Genomic DNA, 19,807 nt, shown 5'->3' on the forward strand with positions numbered 1-19,807 from the left:
AGGGCCGGGGCGTTCGCCCGCCGGGCCGGACGGCGGGCAGGCCGTTCACTCTCCGCGCGCGGCGCGGACCGCGTCCGTCACCAGGCCGAGAAAGCGGGCATGGGCAGGGGGGCCGTAGAGCGGCTCCGGGTTCCACGGCACGATGCGCGCACCCCGCCGCAGGGCGGTCCAGTCCGCGTTCTCCCGGAGCTCGTCGAGCGGGGTGGCGTTCGACCGGATGTCGGTGAGGACGACCTGTGGCCGCAGGGACGCGACCGCGTCCCATCCGACGGTGGACCAGTTCGCACCGGGCCCTTCGGCCGGCTCCACCAGGTGTACGCCGAGCTCGGCGAGCACCCGCAGCTCGGGCCACATCCGGGGGCGGGCGACATGGGCCTGCGCCACGCCGGCCGGGGACAGGGCGGCCACCCGGACCACGTCGCCGGACCCCTCGCCCACGGCCGCGCGCAGCCGCTCCCGGGCAGCCTCCTGGTCACCGGTCGCCGCTGGCCGGACCTCGGCACCGAGGGAGTGGGCCAGCTCGGCGAACCGGTCGCCGATCTCGGTGAACGTCCGGGCCGTGCCCACGTCCAGGACGACGACCGGGACCCGCTCCTCCAGATGCTTGGCGGTGTCCTGGGCCAGCCCGTAGACATGGCCGCCGCCGTAGCTGACGGCCACCACGAGGTCCGGCTCGTCGCGCAGCAGCGTCTCCACGTCCAGGGCGTCGCCCGCGCCGAGATAGTCGACCTCGTCCAGCGGGAGCGTCCCGGTCTTGGCCCGGTCGGGATCGGAGCCGTCGTGGTCGGAGCCGAATATCCCCCGCGGCCGTATCCCGTAGTCCCACAGCGTCGCGCCGGCCTGGACGTACGCGAGCACCCGGGAAGGGCGCCGTGCGGCCGTGGACAGCCGGCCCCGGTCGTCGGAGAACCGCCACTCGCTCTGCACTGTCACGTCACACACGCCCCTCTGCCGCCGACCGCCGGCCCGCTCGTCCGCACTCGCACAGGTGTACCTGCCCAGCCCGCCGCCGCCACACCCCTCGGCCCGCCCTCACGTTCACGCCCGCCGCCGCACGCCCGCCGTCGCACGCCCCCGGAACCCGCGGCGGTGGCGCGCCACGCGATCGCACCGCCCGGCCGCTCCTTCGACACACCTTCACAATTCTTTACATTTCATCCGATCCGCGGCCGCGAGACCTCGCGGGCCGATCATCGTACCGCGTCCTTCCGCCTGTAGGACGGGCCGTCAACCGGTCCTACATTCAACGGACTTGTACCTGATCCACCCGGCACCGCACCCCCCTGGACGCGCACCGGGCACCCGCGTGGGAATTCCGTGAACACGATGACGCGCCGTGCGGCCGGACCACCGCCGCGCCGGTCGCACGGGCCGGCACAGCGGGCGCGACCCATCACCGGCTGTTAGAAATAGGGCACTCCGTGTCATCGCCCGCTCGGCCGCCCGGTTGGAGACAACTCCCCATGAAATCGACCACGTTGAAGGCCACCATGGCCGCCCTCCTCGGCGCATCGCTCTCCGCGGCCTCCGCCCATGACGCGGTTTCGCGGGACATCCCGGCCCGGCACGTCTCGGCCCGCTGCCCGGTCGTCGACGTGCTCGCGGTCTACACCCCGAAGGCCGCCGCGCGCGTGGGCGGCACTCACCGGGTCCCCGCGTCGGCTCAGCAGATCGCCACCCGGATGAACCGCTCCCTGCGCGAGAGCGGGGTCTGCGGAGCCATCAGGATGGTCCGCCCGTACACCGACGGCGCGTACGACGGTTCGGAGCAGTTCCACGCCGCCTACCGCAGCCTCAAGGACCACACCGGCTCGCGCCTGGGCCGGGAGGTCCACGAGCGGCGCGCCAGGTACGGGGCCGATCTGGTGACCCTCGTGGTGGACCAGCCGGAGCGCGGCGGCGGCACCGCCGACTACGCGTCGACGCTCGACAGCTCCTCGGACGAGTACGCCTATTCGGTCGTCGATGTCGACGGCATCGCCCTGGATTCGGTGAGCCACGAGATCGGGCACAATCTGGGCCTCGCCCATGACCGGGGCACCATCGAGGACAACGCGGACGGCTCGATGGACGTGAGCCCGGTCCGCCCGTACAACACCGGCTGGGTCACCGAGGACCGCAAGTACTACACGATCATGGCGTACCGGTCCTCGTGCGGTGACCACTGCAAACGGATCAGCCGGTTCTCCAGCGCCGAGGGCCGCTGGCGGGGCCGCAGCCTGGGCGACACGTCCAACGACAGCGCCCGCGCCCTGCGCGAGACCCTGCCCGTCGTCGCCGGATACCGCGACCGGAGCTGACCCCCGGCGCGGACGCGGCCGCACCACGACCATCGCGCGACGCCGCCCGCCACCAGCAGCCGTCCAGGGCCCTGAGCGTCGCCGACGGCGCCCCGTTCAGCCACCCGCGTCCGTGGCGTCCGTGCTCCACGGCCCGAGGCCCAGGCCGGCCAGGAACGCCGAGGCGGCCGGGGTGGGGCGGAACCGGCTCCAGACGAGCCGCTCCACCCGCTCCGGGGCATCGCGCACCCGCAGCACCCGCACCCCCGGCACCTCCTCGGCGAACGTGGTGGGCAGGAGTGCCACCCCGAGCCCCTTGCGGACCAGCCGGGCGATGAAGTCGGCGCCGGTGACCTCGTAGGCGACGTCACGGACGAGTCCCATCGCGGTGAACGCCTCCTCCGACTGCGCCCGCGCCGCCGTACCGTCGGGGAAGTCGACGAACGTCTCCCGTGCCAGCCGCTCCAGATCCACCTCGTCCTCGTCGGCCAGCGGGTGATCGGCGGCCGTGATCGCGGCCAGTTCGCCCCGGGCCAGCTCATGGTCACTGACGCCCTTGGGCCGGTAGTCCGGCAGGACCCCCAGGAAGGCCAGGTCGAGCGCGCCCGTCCGGACACCCTCCACCAGGTCCTTGCTCGCCCCGTCGCGCAGCACGATCCGCACCTTCGGATGACGGCGGTGGAACTCCCCCAGCGCGCCCGGCACGTCGACCGCGGTGACCGTGGGAATGGCCCCGATCGCGAGACGCCCGCTGACCTCACCGGCCGCGGCGGCCACTTCGGCGCGGGCCCGCTCCGCCGCGTCCAGGGCCTGCCGGGCGGCGGGCAGGAACGCCTCCCCCGCCGCGGTGAGCCGCACATGGCGGCTGGACCGGTCGAAGAGCCGGGCGCCGAGCTCCTTCTCCAGCCTGGCGACCTGGTGGCTGAGTGCGGACTGGACGACCAGGCACTGTTTCGCGGCCCGGGTGAAGTTCCTCGTCTCCGCCACCGCGACGACGTAGCGCATCTGCTGCAGTTCCATCCAGCCATCGTGAATCACGATCGCTGGAATGAAAAACATGTGTTGGACCGATCGATGGGTGCGGCGCGACGCTGTTGCGTATGGCTCACTCCTCGAACACCCGCACACCGCACCAGGGCTCGGCGCTCCCCGCCGCCTCGTCGGCCTCCCTGGGACGCGGTCTGATCCTGTTGATGGCGCTGGCGGCCGGGTTGTCGGCGGCGGGCAACTATTTCGCACAGCCCCTCCTGGACCTGATCACCCAGGACCTGCACATCGGCGTCACCCTGGCCGGACTGATCGTGGCGGCCGCCCAGGCCGGCTACGCGCTGGGCCTGATCCTGCTGGTACCGCTCGGCGACATCACCGAGCGCAGACGCCTGGCGGTGGGACTGTTCGCCGCGACGGCGCTGTTCCTGCTGCTGACGGCCGCCGCCCCCTCCGGCCCGCTCCTCCTCGTGGGGACGGCCCTCGTCGCCCTCACCTCGGTCGGCGCCCAGGTCGTCGTCCCCTTCGCTGCCACCCTGGCCGCCCCGGAGGCCCGGGGCCGGGTCGTCGGCGTCGTCATGTCCGGGGTGCTGCTCGGCGGCCTCGTGGGGCGCATGGCCGCGGGTGCCCTGTCCGAACTCGGCGGCTGGCGGACCGTCTACTGGGTGAACGCCCTGCTCATGGCGGTCATGGCCGTGCTGCTCCACCGCAAGCTGCCCCGGCTGCCCGTCGCGAGCGGTGCGGCGCCGACCACCTACGGCTCGCTGCTGCGCTCCACGCTCGCCCTGCTGCGCGGGGAACCCCTGCTGCGCTCACGGTCCGCCATCGGCGCCTTCTCCATGGCTTCGTACAGCGTGCAGCTGACCGCGCTGACCTTTCTGCTCACCCGGCAGCCCTACGACTGGACCGCGGCCGCCATCGGATTCTTCGGCCTGCTGGGCATCATCGGCGTGGTGGGCATGAACTTCGCGGCCCGGCTGGGCGACCGCGGCCATGTCCAGGCGGTGTCGGGCGCCGCGGGAATCCTCCTGACACTCGCCTGGCTGCCGCTGCTCGCGGGCGAGACCTCGCTGTGGTGGCTGGCGACCGGGGTGATCGTGCTCAACATCGCCCAGCAGGCGGGCCTGAACAGCAGCCAGAACGTGATCTACGCGCTCCGCCCGGAGGCCCGCAACCGGATCAACTCCGCCTTCATGACGCTGTTCTTCGTCGGCGGCGCGGTGGGCGCGTCACTCGCCGCGGTGGTGTGGGCCGCTGCGGGCTGGTCGGGCGTGTGTGTCCTCGGCGCCTCGCTGGCCGCCATGAGCACGGCGCTGTGGGTACTGGAGCGGGTCCGGGCCCGTTGAGTCTTTCCGGCCCGGCCTCCCGTCCGGGGGCCGGGCGCGGCGCGTGGCGCTTCAGTCCGGGGCGGCCTCGCCGGAGGCTTCACGGGCGGGCCGGGCCAGTTCCACGTTGAACTGCGCCCCGGCCAGCAGGGCGAGATTGGTGAACCAGACCCAGATCAGGAAGACGACCAGGCCCGCGAGTGAACCGTACAGCCGGCTGTAGCTGCCGATGTGGGTCGCGTACAGCGCGAATCCCGCCGAGGCGACGAGCCAGAGGAACGCGGCCAGGACGCCACCGGGCAGCCCCTGGCTCCTCCCCCGGGCCGATCGTGGACCGGTGCGGAAGAGGACCAGGATCAGACAGGCGACGAGGCAGAGCAGTACGGGCCATTTCAGGACCGCCCACAGGGCCTCGCCGGCATGGGGCAGCCCCATTCGGTGCCCGAGCCAGCGGGCCAGCGGCCCGGTGAGCACGAGAGCGAAGGCGCTGGCCATCAGCAGCACCAGAAGCCCGACGGCCGAAGCGACGATGATGTGGGCCTTGCGCAGCGCCGGCCGGGTGTCCTGGACGTGGTGCATGGCGTGCAGCGCCCTGCGGAAGACGGCGAGGTAGCTGCACGCGGACCATACGGCGCTGACGGTCCCGGTCGCGACGAGCAGCCAGACGGCGGTGCGCTCCTGGGTGGCCGCCTCCAGCGGTTGGCGGAGCGCGGCCCCGGATTCCGCGGGGGCGAAGGCGGTGATGTCGGCGATCAGCGCGTTCGTGGCCCCGGGATTCGCCAGACCGATCACGGAGACGGTGACGAGCAGGGCCGGGAGCAGGGCGAGGATGGCGTAGTACGTCAGGGCGGCCGCCCAGTCGGAGATGTCGTCGTTCCACAGGGCGACGGGCGTGCGGCGCAGGGCGCTGAACCAGCGGCGCCGCACCCCGGTGTGCCCGGTGGTGCGGGGCGTGCGTTCGGCGGCGGGTGTGGCGGTCCGGCTGGACAAGCTCGTACTCCGGGGGCGTGGGCAGGTGCGGCGGGCCGGGATCCTTCGCCCGTTCCTCGGACGCCCCCGGCTGCACCTTTCTCTCATGCCTCGTCCGGGCCGATGCACACCGGTCCCGCGGTCCGGCCTCCGCCGGCCGGTGAGATCCGTCCGCCGCGGCCCCCGCATCCGGCGGTGGACTGCGGCCGGTCATCGACCGCCGCGGCTCCCCGAGGCCGCAGCCCTCCCGGGCCGCAGCTCCCCGACGCCGTCAGTCGTTGACCGCCGTCAGCAGGACCACCGCGTCCGTCAGGGCCAGCAGGCCGTGCCGCTCCTGCGGGATCGGATGCAGCTCCCCGGTGGTCAGCTCCACGTCGCCGGAGCCCGCCGTCAGCCGGACCGAGCCGCGCAGCACCTGGAGGGAGGCTGCGGGCGGCGCGTTGTGCTCGTCCAGCGCCGTCCCCGAGGTCAAGGCGATCACCGTCTGGCGCAGCGGAGGCTGCTGGAGCAGGAGGTGGGCGCTGCGCCCGTGCGCGGCGACGCGGGCGGCGGCCAGGTGCTCGTCGGCGAGGGCGTTGAGGTCATCCATACGCCCACTGTGCCGCAGCCCCCGCTGCCCCGCGATCCTGCGGTACGCCGCCCGGGTCGGGATCCGACCCGGGCATCCGCCGCAGGACCTGCGACGCGGACCGGACCGTCAGAGTCCGCCGGTGTACAGCAGCCGGTCGGGCGAGCCGGGACTCAGATAGGACAGGGCGTCCGGGGTCGACTCGTCGGCCAGCCGGCTCGCGAGGGTCGCGGGGCTCGCCGCCGGGTCCGCCTCCCTGTGCAGGGCGGCGACACCGGCCACGTGCGGGCTGGCCATGGAGGTGCCGTCGAGGGCGACGGAGCCGCCGCCGAGCTTGGCGGAGACGATGCCCTCGCCGGGGGCGTACAGCGAGAGGCATTCGCCCCAGTTGCTGAACGAGGTCTGCCGGTCGAGGCTGTCGCTCGCCCCCACGGTGACCACGCGTTCGGCACCCGCCGGGGAGATGTCGCACGCGTCGATGTTGTCGTTGCCGGCCGCGACGACGGGCAGCACGCCCGCGTCCGCGACTGCGTTGATCCCGTCGTCGACGGCCTGCGACTTCGCCCCGCCGAGCGAGGAGTTCAGCACGGCGGGACGGCCGGAGTTCCTGGCGTCCTCGACCACCCAGTCGAATCCGGCGAGGATCCCGGCCCAGGTGCCCCTGCCCTCGCAGTCGAGCACCCGCACATTGACGAGCGAGACGGACGTGGCCACGCCGTATGTCGCCCCGCCGACCGTGCCCGCCACATGGGTGCCGTGGCCGTTGCAGTCCTGACCGTCGCGGCCGTCGCCGATGGCGTCGAATCCGGCTGCCACCCGCCCGCCGAACTCGCTGTGTCCGGCGTCGATCCCGGTGTCGACGACGTACACCGTCACGCCGTCGCCCGTGGCGGTCGTGGTGAAGGACTTGTCCAGCGGCAGCTGTCGCTGGTCGATCCGGTCCTGCCCCCAGGACGCGGCCGCGGCCCGGAGGCCGGTGGTCCGCGTCCTCGATGCCGTGGGGACGACGGCGACCTCGCCGTTCTCCTCGACGGACCGGACGCCGGGGAAGGCCCGCACCTGGTCGAGCTGTGTGGGAGTGAGCGTGGCGGCGAAGCCGCGCGCGACGCGTCCGTAGGTGTACATCGCGCGGAGCCCGAACTGCCGCAGGACGGTGTCCGGCGACACCTCGGGCCGAAGGGTGACGATGTACTGGTCGGGGACGGCGCGGGCGGAGGGCCGCACCGCGACACCGTTCGATCCGGTGTCGGCCGTGGCCTGGGTGGTGGTGCCGATCAGGGGGACGATCAGCAGCAGAGCGGCTGGTGCCCAGTGGGCGCGCAGGCGCATACGTTCTCCTCGGGGTGGGGGGATCGTGCGGGGAAGAGGCAGATCCGCGAAGTGCGAACACCAGTTCCTTCGTCCCCACCCCGGGGATGCCTTAGCGGGATCAGCCGGACAGCGCAACGCTCTCTGTGAGCTCCCGGTCCGTACGGTCGCCGTGCTCCCGGACCTGTTCCCCGTGGACGGCCCAGCGGCCGACCGCCACCTCGGCCGTGATGCCGGGTCCGAATCCGGCGATCAGGCCCTGCGCGGATTCCGCCGGGCACCCGTCCTCGAACAGCCTCGCGAGCGCGTCGAAGACGACCGAGCTGGCGATATTGCCTCGTTCGGTGAGCGTGGCCCTGCTGAAGCGGAACATCTCCGGCGGCAGGTTCAGGTAGTGGCAGAGGTCATCGAGAATGCGCGGGCCGCCCGCGTGCACGATGAAGAAGTCCATGGCCGGAACTGTCCAGCCATGCCGGTCGACCAGATCCTTGAGCACCGGCGCAAGCATCTCCATGGTGCCGGGCACCCGTTTGTCGAGCAGGAAGTGGAATCCCGTGTCGCGTACCGCGTAGGAGATCCAGTCCTCGGTGTCGGGCACCAGATGGGAACCGTTGCGTTCGAGGTACATGCCGGTGCCGCCCTGCCCACGGACCACGGCTGCCGAAACCGCGTCCCCGAACAGTCCGTTGGAGAGCAGCGAGCCGACCCCGATGTCGGTCGGCTGGTAGCAGAGCGAGCAGAACTCGCAGGACACGATGAGCACATTGGCCCGCGGGTAGGCGAGACAGAAGTCGTGCGCCCGGTTGATGGCCGCGCCGCCCGCGGCGCAGCCGAGCTGGGCGATGGGGAGCTGCCTGGTCTCGGAGCGGAAGCCCATCGAGTTGATCAGCCATGCGGTCAGCGAGGGCATCATGAAGCCCGTGCAGGAGACATAGACGATCAGGTCGACCTCCGCGGCCTCCAGTTCGGCGTTCGCCAGGGCCTGCCGGACGACTTCGGGGACACGGGCCTTCGCCTCCGCCTCGTACAGCTTGTTGCGTACCTCGAACCCGGGGTGCCTCAGGGTCTCCTCGATCGGCTGGACGAGGTGCCGGGTCTGCACTCCGGTGTTCTGGATGAGCCGCAGGACGAGGCCGCGCTGGGGGTGGTCGGCGTGTGTCTCCCGGGCCAGGTCCAGGGTCTGCTGCATCGTGATGACGTGTTCGGGCACAGCGATGGCCGGTCGGCACAGAGTCGCCATGGGTTCTCCTCGTTCTCTGGAGCGGGGCTCTCGTCACCACGTGACGGGCAGGGCGAGCGGATAACGCCAGATGGAGGTCGTGTTCCATTGGACGTCCTCGGGCGGTACGTCGAGGCTCAGGGCCGGGAAACGGGTCAGCAGCGACGAGAAGGCCACTTCCAGTTCCATCGTGGCGAGCGGCGCACCCAGGCAGTGGTGCGCGCCCCAGCCGAACGTCATGTGCGGGATGGACGGCCGGTCCGGGTCCAGCTCGTCGGGGCGTTCGAACTTCCTGGCGTCCCGGTTGGCCGTGAGATAGGAGACGTGGACCACGTCACCGGCCCGGATGGCGACGCCGCTGAGCTCCACGTCCTCGGTGGCGATCCGCGGGATGCCGACGCCCTTGCGGAACGGGATGTACCGCAGCAGCTCCTCCAGGGTCCGGGGCAGCTGCTCGGGGGCCGCCCGCAGCGATTCCAGGAGCGCGGGTTTGGTGAGCAGCGTGTAGGCGATATTGCCGAGTTGGTACGTGGTGGTGTCCTGGCCCGTGATGAGCAGCACCATGGCCATGACGGCCAGTTCGTTGTCGTCGAGCAGTTCGGCGCCGTCCCTGGCCGTGGCGAGCGTGCTGATGAGGTCCTCGCCGGGCGAGCGGCGCCGTTCGGCCGTCAGTTCGCTGAAGTACGCCCGCAGTTCGGCCTTGGCGCGTACCGCGGCGTCCTTGCCCGCGGCGCCGGTGTTCATCATGGTCAGGGCGTGGGCGCGGAGCCAGGGGCGGTCCGCTTCGGGAATGTCGAGCGCCTCGCAGATGGTGATCAGCGGCAGCGGAGCGGACACCCGGGCCACGAAGTCGGCCGGGGACCCGCCGTCCTCCATGTCCTGGAGCAGCTGGTCCACGATGCGCTGGGTCCGGTGGCGCATGTGCTCCACCCGGCGGGGAGTGAAGCTCTTGGCCACCAGGCTCCGCAGGCGGCTGCTGTCGGGCGGGTCCATCAGGTTGATGGATTCCGCCTGGACGATGGGTTCCGGGGTCATCCGCGGAAAGTCGCGGCCCGTGACGGCGCTGCGGCTGAAGCGCCGGTCGGTGGTGACCGTCCGGACGTCCTCGTAGCGGGTGACGAGCCAGGCTTCGCCCTCTCCGTACGCCATACGGATGCGGGACACCGGCGCTTCGGTCAGCAACTCCCGAAGCTGTGGGTCGAACTCCAGTTGCTGGGCATAGTCGAACGGACAGCTGCGTACGGATTCCGTGTTCTCCACCGAGGTTCTCCCAATGACCGGTTCGGGGAATTCAGGGCGTGCCGGCTCCGGGCCCGGAAACAGACCTCCCCTATCTCCCCCATAACGCAGCGGAACATGTCACCCACACTCCGTAGTCAACCGATCAGAGGGGGATCTGACGGAGCGACAGGGCTGGTGGAGGGAGCTTGCCGCGCACACGGATGAATTTCCGCGCTCCGGCGCCACGGGCCGCGCGGGGCCATGCCGCCGCACGCCCGAGCAGTCATGAAAGGTTTCAGTCCCAACATGCCTACCGATGGAGCACACCCACAACTCCAGCCGCATCGTCGTGAACCGATTCATCATCGAGTCGTAGCGGAGCCGCGTTGTGATCAACAGAAGACGACTGCCCGTCGCCGGCACCCTGCCGAACGCATCGGTCCCGGAGAGCGGAGAGCGGTCGGGGGTGGCGCGGGCCGCTGAACCGGACCCGCACCACCCCTTCCGTGGTCAGCTGCCGTCGCCGCCCGTGCCGACCCGGCGCAGGGTGCGCAGCAGATACTCCTTGCGGTGCAGCGGATCGTGGTCCGTGCGCGAGCGCTCCGGGGGCGTTCCGGTGACCGGCAGGTGGTGCGCGAAGGCGGACTCCAGGACGCCCTCCCCCCGCGTCATCTCCGGCAGCAGCTGCTGGAGTTCATGTACACGGGCGGCCGGGACATCTCCCTCCAGCGTGCAGGCCGAGCCCCGCACCACGGGTGTCCCCGGCACGGCGCGCAGCCGGGCGAGCACCGGCACCAGCGGTCCGAAGGTGTCGTACGGCAGCTCGATCCGGAAGCGGTGCATCGGCTCGTACACCCTGGTTCCGGCCTCTCGCAGGGCGCTCATCAGTACCAGCGGCGTCAGATGGCGGAAGTCACCGGCGGTGCTCGACATCGTCTTGTCGAAGGTCGCGTGGGAATGGCTCTGTCTGGGCCAGTATCCCGAATGCGTCATCGTTACCACGCAGTCGGTGACCTGCCAGCCGTGGATTCCCTGATGCAGTGTGGTCCGTACGGTTTCCTCCACCGCCCTCATGAAGGAATACGGCATGGAGCCGAGTTCCACCTCCCGCCGGAATTCCACTCCGCTGCCGGGCGGGGCGGGTTCGACCCGGAGTCCGACGGTGGCGAGAAAGGGGTTGGGGGCCTTGTCGATGATCTCGAAGGCGGCGCCCGTGCCGACGGGCCGCTCCAGGCAGATGGTCGTGGTCTCGCGGAACGTGACCTCGACGCCGAACTCGTCCGCCAGCGTCGCCTGGATGACCTCCTTCTGCACCTCGCCGTAGAGGGAGACGGACACCTCCTGCCGGATGTCGTCGTGCCGCAGGGCGATCAGCGGGTCCTGCTCGGCGAGCCGGCCGAGGGCGAGGTGCAGGGCGCCCCGGTCCGCCCGGCGGCGGGGGACGACGACCGTCTCCAGGGTCGGCGGGGCGAAGTGGTGCACCGCCGGTCCGGCCGCCGCGTCGCCGATCGTGTCACCGATCCGGATGTCCGCGAGCCCCCGGATCCTGGCGATCCGGCCCGCGTCGACACCATGGCCGCGCACCTGAGCACCCCGGTCGAAGACACTGATCGCGGAGACCTTGCCCTCGCCCTGTGTGCCGTCCGCGCTGCGGAACCGGAGCACTTCGCGGGTACGCACCGTCCCGGTGAACATCCGGACGTACGCGATCTTCTCCCCCGCCGGGCCCCGGTCGACCTTGAACACCGTGCCGGAGGCCGGACCGTGGGCGTCGCCCGCCGTGGTGGGCAGCAGTCCGGTGATTCCGGCGACCAGGTCGGCGATGCCCGCGCCCGTGGCGGCGGAGCCGAAGAACACCGGATGCACCAGCGCCCGCCCGGTCTGCGCGGCCAGTTCGCCGCGGAGCCGCTCGTACGGGACGGCCGTCGGATCCTCGACGTACGCGGCGAGCAGGTCGTCGTCGTGGGCGGTGAGCAGGTCCGTCAGCGCGGCGGTGAAGGCGGTGTCGGCCGCCGTGAACGGGGTACCGCACGCGTCGCGGGTGCCCAGCCCCCGGGCCGAGCCCATCGCGACGACGTCCGGGGAGAGCCGTTCCGCGATGCTCGCGAGGGTCTGTTCGTACTGTGCTCCGGCCCGGTCGGTCTTGTTGACGAAGATCAGGGTCGGGATGCGCAGCCTGCGCAGCGTCCGCATCAGGACGCGGGTCTGCGCCTGGACGCCCTCCACGGCGGAGACCACCAGCACGGCGCCGTCGAGCACGCCGAGGACCCGTTCCACCTCGGCGATGAAGTCCGGGTGGCCAGGGGTGTCGATCAGGTTGACCGCGATGTCGTCGATGACGAAGGAGACGACGGCGGACTTGATCGTGATGCCGCGCTGCCGTTCCAGGTCGAGCGAATCGGTCTGTGTGCTGCCGTCGTCGACGCTGCCGATTTCGTCGATGACTCCGGCGGCGTGGAGCAGCCGCTCGGTCAGGCTTGTCTTACCGGCGTCGACGTGCGCCAGAATTCCCAGATTCAACGTGTGCACTGAGCTTCATGCCCTCAAGATAGGTGTGAATTCCTGTCTGGGTGGACACAAAAGCTCCGCGCATAATCATCTCCTGGGTCGAATGCGTGTGCCGGGATTACAGCAGGGCGCCGCGGCGGCCCGCAACCGGTTAATCGGCCCGGGCGTTCCCCGGGGCGCCCGTGAGGTGGGGGAAGCGCCATTCCGTACGGCTGCGCATCGTGTCGCCCGGGCGCAGCACGGTGCTCGGGTGGGCGGGACGGTTGGGTGAGTCGGGGAGGTGCTGGGTCTCCAGGCAGACCGAGCCGTGGCGCCCGTGGCGGCGGCCCCTGGCATCGGTGAACGTGCCGTCGAGCTGGTTGGCGGTGTAGACCTGGATGCCCGGTTCGGTGGTCCATATCTCCAGCGTCCGGGCCGCGTCGGGGGCGGTGAGCCGTGCGGCGCGGCGCAGGGAGCCGGGGTGCCGGGGGCCGGCGGCAGGGTCCGGACCGGGCTCCGGGCCGGCGTCCTGTTCGGCGTCCTGATCCGGCTCCGGGTCCGCGTCCGGGTCGCGGAGGATCCAGCAGTGGTCGAAGCCGCCCTCCAGGCGTAGTTGCTCGTGGGGGAGGGCGATCCGCTCCCCCACCCGGCGCGGTGCCGTGAGGTCGAACGGGGTGCCCCGCACCGGCGCCGCGGGTCCCTCGGGGATGCCGTCGGGGTCGATCGGGAGGTAGTGGTCGGCGTCGACCTCCAGCGTGTGGCCGAGGATGTCGCCGCCGCCCAGGTTGAGGTAGGCGTGGTTGGTGAGGTTGACGACCGTGGGACGGTCGGTGGTCGCGGTGTAGTCGAGGGCGAGGGTGCCGGTGGCGTCGAGGGTGTAGGTCACGGCGGCGTCCAGCGCACCGGGAAAGCCCATGTCGCCGTCGGGACTGCGCAGGGTGAGCCGCAGGGCCGCGGCGGTGCGGGTGACCCGGGCGGTGGCCCGCCACACCTTGGTGTGGAAGCCGTCGGGGCCACCGTGCAGCGCGTGGCCGCGGTCGTTGACGGGAATGTGGTGCGTGGTGCCGTCGAGGGTGAAGCGGCCGTGCGCGATGCGGTTGGCGTAGCGTCCGACGACGGCACCGAAGTAGGGGTTCTCTCCGGTGTAGTCGTCGATCCCGGTGAGCGACCGGACGATGTGACCGGGGCGCCCGGCGGTGTCCGGCACGGTGAGGCTGTGCAGGACGCCGCCGTAGGTGAGGACTTCGGCCCGGACCCCCGTACCGGAGTCGAGGGTCCAGAGGTCGGCCTCCGTATGCCCGTGGGCGGAGCCGAACGGTGTGCGGTGCGCGGTGGGGCGGGGCATCGGATTTCCTTGTGGGAGCGCGCCGCCGGGCGGGGCCCTACGAGCCGAGGGGGTCGGGGCCGGTTCGGGGCGCGGTGGATTCGCGGACGATGAGGCGGTATCCGGGGCGTGGCCGCCGGGGCTCGGACACCGGGTCCCCCGTGAGGCGTTCCACGAGGCTGTCCACGGCGAGCCGGGCGATGGCTTCCTTGTCGGGGGCGATGGTGGTGAGGGTGGTCGTGCCGTACCGGCTCTCCTCGATGTCGTCGAAGCCGACGACGGCGATGTCGGCCGGGACCGCGAGCCGGCGCTCCGTGATCGTGCGCATGGCCCCGACCGCGATGAGGTCGTTGTAGGCGAACACCGCGTCGGGCCGCTCGCCCCGGTCGAGGAGGGAGGCCATGGCCGCGGCCCCGTCCTCGCGTCCGTAGCCGTCGGTGACCACGACCAGGGACTCGTCCGGCTCGATGCCCGCAGCCACCAGTTCCTCGCGCCAGCCCCGCAGCCGCAGGTGGGCGGGCTGGCGTTCGCGGCCGGTGCGCGAGCCGAGGAACGCGATCCGGCGGTGCCCGTTGTCGATCAGGTGGCGTACGGCCTCGCGGGACGCGGCCACGTTGTCGATGGCGATGTGGTCGTACGGGGCCTCGTACTCGCGCTCCCCCAGCAGGACCAGCGGTGCCGTCTCGGTGCGCGCCATCAGGTCCTCCGTCTCCAGGTGGATGGGGCTGAGGATGAGGCCGTCGATCACATGGGACCGGAATCCCTGACTGACCAGCAGTTCCTTCTCCCGGAGGCCCGCCGTGTGGTCGACCAGCACGGTGTAGTCGTGCCGGGCGGCCGCGTCGACGACGGCTCCGGCCAGTTCCGCGAAGTACGGGTTGCCGAACTCGGGCACCGCGAGGGCGATGATGCCGGTGCGGCCCTTGCGCAGATGGCGGGCGGTGAGGTTCGGCCGGTAGCCGAGCTCGTCGATCGCCTGCTGCACCTTGGCCCGCATCTTGGGTGTGACGTGCTGATAGTTGTTCACCACGTTCGACACGGTCTTGATGGACACGCCCGCCCGTTGCGCAACGTCCTTGAGGCTGACGCCCACGGCACTCCTTGACTTGGATTCGGCTCTGCCCGGCCCCGACCGGTTCAGGTGGTTCTGCGACTGCGCGCCAGATAGCGCTGGGCCACGACGACAACGATAAGGAAGCCCCCGCTGACCACCGACTGGTACGAGGAGTTGAGCGAGCCGATCTGGTTGATGAGGTTCTGGATGACGGCGAGCAGCAGAACACCCCAGAGCGTGCCGCTGATCGAACCGGCGCCGCCGACGAGCAGCGTTCCGCCGATGACGACGGCGGAGATCGCGTCCAGCTCCATGCCCACGCCGACGATGGTCACGCCGGAGGACAGCCTGGCCGCGTTGAGTGCCCCGGCCAGTCCGGCCAGCAGCCCGCTCAGCGTGTAGACGAGGATCTTCGTACGGGCGACGGGGAGTCCCATCAGGGTGGCGGCGTCGCCGCTGCCTCCGACGGCGAACAGGGTCTGCCCGAACGAGGTGCGCTGGAGCAGCAGGCCGCCCGCCCCGAACAGCACCAGGGCGATCAGGATCGGGTACCCGAAGCCCTGGACGCTGCCCTGTCCCAGTTCGGCGAAGGCGGACCCCTTGGGCACCAGATACGTGGTGGCGCCCTCGTCGGTGAGGGCGAGGAGGATGCCCCGGGCCGCGAGCAGGGTGGCGAGGGTGACGATGAAGGGTGCCATTCCCGCCCGCGCGATCAGGAAGCCGTTGAGCAGTCCGATCGCGCCGCACGCCACGAGGGGCACCAGGAGTGCGGGCAGGAGGCCCCATTGCGAGGCCCAGGCGGCCAGGACTCCGCCGAGGGCGAAGACGGAGCCGACCGACAGGTCGATGCCGCCGGTGATGATGACCAGCGTCATGCCGAGTGCGACGACGGCGAGGAAGGACGCCTGCACCGTCACGCCGCGGGCGTTGTCCAGGGAGGCGAACGTCGGATAGACGAACGAGGCGATGACGACGACGGTCAGCAGGACCGCGAGGACGCCCTGCCGCTGGACGAGTTCGGCGATGCGCTGCCGGGGTGCCGGTTCGGGGCCGGCGAGGGGGCGGGGCGCGCCGCCGTGTCCGGCCGTGGGTGTCTTCCGCGGTGCCGGGGTCTGGGCCGCGGGGGCGGGGGTGGTTTCGTTCATCGGGACCGACGCTCCCGGGCGACGTAGACGGCGGCGATGATGATGGCCGCCTGGGCGATCTGTGCGGTGGAGTCGGGCAGGTCGTGCTTGACGAGCGTGGCGCGCAGCAGCTGCATCAGCAGGGCGCCCGCCACGGTGCCGAGCACCCGGATGGAGCCACCGCCGAGCGGTGTGCCGCCGACCACGACGGCGGTGATGGCGGACAGTTCCATCAGGGTGCCCAGCGAGGACGGGTCGCTGGCGGTGAGCCTCGCGGTGGCGAGGATGCCGGCCAGCGCGGCCAGCACTCCGCAGAGCACGTACACGCCGATGAGTACACGGGTGACGGGCAGTCCGGCCAGGGTGGCCGCCGAGCGGTTGCCGCCGATGGCGACGAGCCGTCGGCCGAAGGTGGTGCGGTGGACCAGGAACGCGACGGCTACGGCGAGCGCGCCCGCGATCAGCACGACCAGCGGGATGCCGAGGAACGAACCGGTTCCCAGGGCGAGCAGGTCCGGGTTGACGATCTGCTTGAGCCGGCCGTCGGCCAGGACCAGGGCCAGGCCCCGGCCGCCGACGAACAGCGCGAGTGTGGCGACGATGGGCTGGAGCCCGACGAGGGAGACCAGGCTTCCGTTGATCACGCCGACGACCGCGCCCGCCAGCATCGCGACGACGAGCGCGGGCACGAGCCCGTATCCGAGGTAGAGCGGCAGGAGCGCCGTGGCCAGGGCCATGGTGGAGCCGACGGACAGGTCGATGCCCTCGGTGCCGATGACCAGGGCCATGCCCAGGGCGACGATCACGATGGGAGCGACCTGGACGAGCTGGGTACGCAGGTTGTCGGCGGTCATGAAGTGTTCGGTGAACAGGGCGTTGAAGAGCAGCACCACGACGACGGCCGCGTACACGCCGTACTCCTGGTACCAGGCGGGGTCGCGCAGCCGCGCCAGTGGGTTCGCGGGTTCCGTGGGCGGGGAGAGCGTGGCGGGGGTGGTCATCGGGGGTCCTCCTGAGCGGCCGGGGTCTTCCCTCGGGGCGGCTCCGGTGTGTGGTCGGCGAGTACGGCGAGCAGGCGGCTCTCCGCCACGTCGTCGCCCGCCAGTTCGCCCGCGACGGAGCCCCCGCGCAGCACGACGACGCGGTCGGCGCCCTCGACGAGTTCCTCGATGTCGGAGGAGATGAGCAGGACCGCCAGGCCCTCACGGGCCAGGTCGTCGATGAGGCTCTGGACCTCGGCCTTGGCGCCGACATCGATGCCCCGGGTGGGTTCGTCCAGCAGCAGGACCTTGGGTTCCAGGCAGAGCCAGCGGGCCAGCAGCACCTTCTGCTGGTTGCCGCCGGACAGCTCACCGACCTTCTGCTCGGGGCTGGACGCCTTGATCCGCAGGCGCTTCATGAAGATGTCGACGATGCGGTCCTGTCTGGCCCGGGAGATGACACCGGCACGGGAGAGGCGGGGCATGGCCGCCAGCACGATGTTCTCGCGGACGGAGAGGCCGGGGACGATCCCGTCGGCCTTGCGGTCCTCGGGCAGCCGGCTGATGCCCGCCCGGATCGCGGCCGCCGGGGTGAGGCGGCTCAGCCGGAGGCCGTCGACGCTCACGTCTCCGGCGTCCAGGCCGAGGGCGCCGGACAGGGCCTTGGCCGTCTCGCTGCGACCGGAGCCGAGGAGCCCGCCGAGTCCGAGCACCTCGCCGGCGTACAAGGACAGTGATATGTCGTGGAGTTGGTGGCGGCTGGTGAGTCCCGTGGCGGTGAGCACGGGGGTACGGGCCGCGTCGTGTCCCTCGGCGGCGAAGCCGGTGACCCCGGAGCGTCGCACCTCGGCCATGTCGCGGCCGAGCATCATCGACACCAGTTGCATCCGGTCCAGGTCCGCGAGGTCGCCCGTATGGATGTGGCGGCCGTCGCGGAGCACGGTGACGCGGTCGCAGACGCGGTACAGCTCGTCCATGCGATGGCTGACGTAGAGGACCGCGATGCCCTGGCCGCGCAGGTTCGCGATGACCCGGAAGAGCGTCTCCACCTCGCGCGGTTCGAGGGAGGAGGTGGGTTCGTCCATGATGACGACCTGGGCGCGGACGGAGACGGCACGGGCCAGCGCGACCATCTGCTGGGTGCCGATTCCCAGGGTGTGCAGGGGCCTTCGGGGATCGAGGCGGACGCCGAAGCCGTCGAGGAGTTCGGTCGTCTCGCGGTGCATCCGGGCGAAGTCGATGAGCCCGAGGCGGTTCTTGGGCTCGCGGCCGAGGAAGATGTTGCGTGCCACGCTCATCAGCGGGACGAGGTTCACCTCCTGGTAGATGGTGGAGATCCCGGCCTGCTGGGCCTCGGACGGCCGGGCGAAGCGGACCGGGGATCCGGCCATCCGCAGTTCGCCCCCGTCGGGCCGGTACGCCCCGGTCAGCACCTTGATGAGGGTGGATTTCCCGGCGCCGTTCTCACCGACCAGCGCATGGGTCTCCCCGGCGCGCAGGGCGAAGGAGACGTCGTCGAGGGCGACGACCCCCGGGAACCGCTTGCTCACCGAGCGGGCCTCCAGCACGGTGCCGACCGGAAGTTCCGCGGTTCCGCCTGCTGTGGGGCCCGCAGTGGCCGTAGGGGCTCCGTCGGCTGCCGGGGCTTCGGCAGGGGCGGCCGCGACGGGCCCGGCGGGGGCCTGCGACGGCTCGGGTACTGCTTCGGGTGGTGCCATCGAACCTGACCTTCCGGTGTTACGGGAATGTGGGCCCGACGGCCGTCGTGGCATCGGGCGGCGCCGCGACGGCCATGAGCCGGGGGGAGGGGGGTCAGTACGCGCCGCCGAGGGAGGCCCCGGCGTTGGACTCGTCGTACGCGCGGTCGGTGATGATCACGTTCTCCGGGATCTCCTCGCCGCCGTAGAACTTCTGCGCGGTCGCGAAGGCCAGCGGCCCGAAGCGCGGATTGGACTCGATGACGGCGTTGTATTCGCCGTTGACCAGTGCCTGCACCGCGTTGCGGGTGCCGTCGACCGAGACGATCTTGACGTCCTTGCCCGGCTTCTTCCCGGCGGCCTTGAGCGCGGTGACGGCACCGAGGCCCATCTCGTCGTTCTCCGCGTAGACGGCGGTGATGTCGGGCTTGGACTGGATGAGCTGCTCCATGACCTGCTGACCCTTGTCCCGGGCGAACTCGCCGGTCTGCCGGGCGACGATCTCGATGCCCGGCGCCTCGGCCTTGATCCGGTCGACGAAGCCCTTGGTCCGGTCGGTGGTGACGTTGTTGCCGGAGGCACCGAGGAGGATGGCGACCTTGCCCTTGCCTCCGGTCGCCTTGATCATCGCGTCGGCGGCGCGCTTGCCCTGCTCGACGAAGTCGGAGCCGAGGAAGGCCACATAGTCCTTGCAGGCAGTGGAGTTGACCTTGCGGTCGACGGTGAGGACGGGCACCTTCTTGGCGGCGGCGGCCTTCAGGGCGGGTTCCAGGCCGTCCGAGTTCAGCGGGGCGACGATGAGGAACTGGGCGCCCTGCGACAGCATGTCCTGGATGTCACTGATCTGCTTGGAGAGCTGCGACTGCGCGTTGGTGGTGAGCAGTTTCCTGACGCCGACCTTCTTGGCCTCGTCCTTGATGGACTGGGTCTCGGCGATCCGGAACGGGTTGGCCTCCTTCTCCGACTGGGAGAAGCCGACCACCGCGTCCTTGAGGTCCAGCTTCGGCGCGCCGTAGGTCTGTAGCGAACAGCCCGAACCGGAGCTGCTTTCGGGGGACTCGGCCGCCTGGGCGCCCTGGCCGCTGTCGGAACCCGCGCTGCTCGTGGTCTCCGACTTGGCGCAGCCGGCGGCGGCCAGGGTGGCGGTGGCCGCGAGCAGGCAGGCCGCGGCGAGGGTACGGGATCGGCGCTGGATCATCATGCGCGGGACGCTCCTTGGCGGATTGACCGCACGCCGATCGGCGTGCGGTCGGAACAGGGACGAT

15 protein-coding genes and 1 pseudogene are annotated in these 19,807 nt (G+C 71.3%); 2 read left to right on the forward strand and 14 right to left on the reverse strand.

The features are described from left to right. Positions 1-45 precede the first annotated feature (45 nt). On the reverse strand, positions 46-933 hold the full coding sequence (locus OG251_RS03835; RefSeq protein ID WP_326675645.1) for an ABC transporter substrate-binding protein: 888 nt from the start codon (positions 931-933) through the stop codon (positions 46-48). Between the two features lie 530 nt (positions 934-1,463). Between OG251_RS03835 and OG251_RS03840 the strand changes: the two genes are divergently transcribed. Then, positions 1,464-2,300: a M12 family metallo-peptidase gene (locus tag OG251_RS03840; protein ID WP_326675646.1), complete on the forward strand. Its 837-nt coding sequence runs from the start codon at positions 1,464-1,466 to the stop codon at positions 2,298-2,300. Between the two features lie 96 nt (positions 2,301-2,396). Here OG251_RS03840 and OG251_RS03845 read toward each other — a convergent pair whose 3' ends face one another. Next, on the reverse strand, positions 2,397-3,299 hold the full coding sequence (locus OG251_RS03845) for a LysR family transcriptional regulator (RefSeq protein ID WP_326675647.1): 903 nt from the start codon (positions 3,297-3,299) through the stop codon (positions 2,397-2,399). 80 nt (positions 3,300-3,379) lie between these two features. On the opposite strand from OG251_RS03845, the gene OG251_RS03850 reads away from it, so the two are divergent. After that, the gene (locus OG251_RS03850; protein WP_326675650.1) at positions 3,380-4,612 is read left to right on the forward strand and encodes an MFS transporter; all 1,233 of its coding nucleotides are present in this window, start codon (positions 3,380-3,382) and stop codon (positions 4,610-4,612) included. 51 nt (positions 4,613-4,663) lie between these two features. On the opposite strand, the gene OG251_RS03855 is transcribed toward OG251_RS03850, so the two are convergent. The 12 genes and pseudogenes from OG251_RS03855 to OG251_RS03910 all read right to left on the reverse strand — a co-directional run bounded on the left by OG251_RS03855 (position 4,664) and on the right by OG251_RS03910 (position 19,743). Next, the gene (locus OG251_RS03855) at positions 4,664-5,581 is read right to left on the reverse strand and encodes a YihY/virulence factor BrkB family protein (RefSeq protein ID WP_365601842.1); all 918 of its coding nucleotides are present in this window, start codon (positions 5,579-5,581) and stop codon (positions 4,664-4,666) included. A 250-nt stretch (positions 5,582-5,831) separates the two neighbouring features. Next, positions 5,832-6,149 (reverse strand): cupin, encoded by a 318-nt coding sequence (locus OG251_RS03860; protein ID WP_326675651.1) that lies wholly within the window; start codon positions 6,147-6,149, stop codon positions 5,832-5,834. Positions 6,150-6,257: 108 nt separating this feature from the next. Continuing rightward, on the reverse strand, positions 6,258-7,457 hold the full coding sequence (locus tag OG251_RS03865; RefSeq protein ID WP_326675653.1) for a S8 family peptidase: 1,200 nt from the start codon (positions 7,455-7,457) through the stop codon (positions 6,258-6,260). Between the two features lie 100 nt (positions 7,458-7,557). Then, positions 7,558-8,688, reverse strand: a pseudogene (locus OG251_RS03870) (type III polyketide synthase); the annotation flags it as partial. Between the two features lie 21 nt (positions 8,689-8,709). Further along, entirely contained in the window at positions 8,710-9,930 is a 1,221-nt protein-coding gene (locus OG251_RS03875) for a cytochrome P450 (protein ID WP_326681143.1), read from the reverse strand. A 456-nt stretch (positions 9,931-10,386) separates the two neighbouring features. Then, positions 10,387-12,405 (reverse strand): translation factor GTPase family protein, encoded by a 2,019-nt coding sequence (locus OG251_RS03880; RefSeq protein WP_326675655.1) that lies wholly within the window; start codon positions 12,403-12,405, stop codon positions 10,387-10,389. A 130-nt stretch (positions 12,406-12,535) separates the two neighbouring features. After that, entirely contained in the window at positions 12,536-13,708 is a 1,173-nt protein-coding gene (locus OG251_RS03885; RefSeq protein WP_326675657.1) for an aldose epimerase family protein, read from the reverse strand. A gap of 37 nt (positions 13,709-13,745) precedes the next feature. Further along, positions 13,746-14,780 (reverse strand): LacI family DNA-binding transcriptional regulator, encoded by a 1,035-nt coding sequence (locus tag OG251_RS03890; RefSeq protein WP_073728815.1) that lies wholly within the window; start codon positions 14,778-14,780, stop codon positions 13,746-13,748. A gap of 44 nt (positions 14,781-14,824) precedes the next feature. Beyond that, complete coding sequence (locus tag OG251_RS03895; RefSeq protein ID WP_326675658.1) at positions 14,825-15,886, reverse strand: ABC transporter permease; 1,062 nt, start codon at positions 15,884-15,886, stop codon at positions 14,825-14,827. Then, on the reverse strand, positions 15,883-16,866 hold the full coding sequence (locus OG251_RS03900; RefSeq protein WP_326675659.1) for an ABC transporter permease: 984 nt from the start codon (positions 16,864-16,866) through the stop codon (positions 15,883-15,885). The genes OG251_RS03895 and OG251_RS03900 overlap by 4 nt, the downstream gene beginning before the upstream one ends. Then, positions 16,863-18,563: a sugar ABC transporter ATP-binding protein gene (locus tag OG251_RS03905; RefSeq protein WP_326675661.1), complete on the reverse strand. Its 1,701-nt coding sequence runs from the start codon at positions 18,561-18,563 to the stop codon at positions 16,863-16,865. Before OG251_RS03905 ends, OG251_RS03900 begins: the two co-directional genes overlap by 4 nt. A 94-nt stretch (positions 18,564-18,657) precedes the next feature. Then, entirely contained in the window at positions 18,658-19,743 is a 1,086-nt protein-coding gene (locus OG251_RS03910) for an ABC transporter substrate-binding protein (protein ID WP_326675663.1), read from the reverse strand. Positions 19,744-19,807 lie beyond the last annotated feature (64 nt).

The sequence above is a fragment of the Streptomyces sp. NBC_01237 genome (assembly GCF_035917275.1).
In the GTDB taxonomy this organism is placed as follows: domain Bacteria; phylum Actinomycetota; class Actinomycetes; order Streptomycetales; family Streptomycetaceae; genus Streptomyces.

Excerpts from the sequence above, each read along its gene's own strand:
- OG251_RS03840 (WP_326675646.1), top strand. The coding sequence starts at position 1,464 with ATGAAATCGACCACGTTGAAGGCCACCATGGCCGCCCTCCTCGGCGCA.
- OG251_RS03845 (WP_326675647.1), bottom strand. The coding sequence starts at position 3,299 with ATGGAACTGCAGCAGATGCGCTACGTCGTCGCGGTGGCGGAGACGAGG.
- OG251_RS03850 (WP_326675650.1), top strand. The coding sequence starts at position 3,380 with ATGGCTCACTCCTCGAACACCCGCACACCGCACCAGGGCTCGGCGCTC.
- OG251_RS03860 (WP_326675651.1), bottom strand. The coding sequence starts at position 6,149 with ATGGATGACCTCAACGCCCTCGCCGACGAGCACCTGGCCGCCGCCCGC.
- OG251_RS03865 (WP_326675653.1), bottom strand. The coding sequence starts at position 7,457 with ATGCGCCTGCGCGCCCACTGGGCACCAGCCGCTCTGCTGCTGATCGTC.
- OG251_RS03885 (WP_326675657.1), bottom strand. The coding sequence starts at position 13,708 with ATGCCCCGCCCCACCGCGCACCGCACACCGTTCGGCTCCGCCCACGGG.
- OG251_RS03895 (WP_326675658.1), bottom strand. The coding sequence starts at position 15,886 with ATGAACGAAACCACCCCCGCCCCCGCGGCCCAGACCCCGGCACCGCGG.
- OG251_RS03900 (WP_326675659.1), bottom strand. The coding sequence starts at position 16,866 with ATGACCACCCCCGCCACGCTCTCCCCGCCCACGGAACCCGCGAACCCA.
- OG251_RS03905 (WP_326675661.1), bottom strand. The coding sequence starts at position 18,563 with ATGGCACCACCCGAAGCAGTACCCGAGCCGTCGCAGGCCCCCGCCGGG.
- OG251_RS03910 (WP_326675663.1), bottom strand. The coding sequence starts at position 19,743 with ATGATGATCCAGCGCCGATCCCGTACCCTCGCCGCGGCCTGCCTGCTC.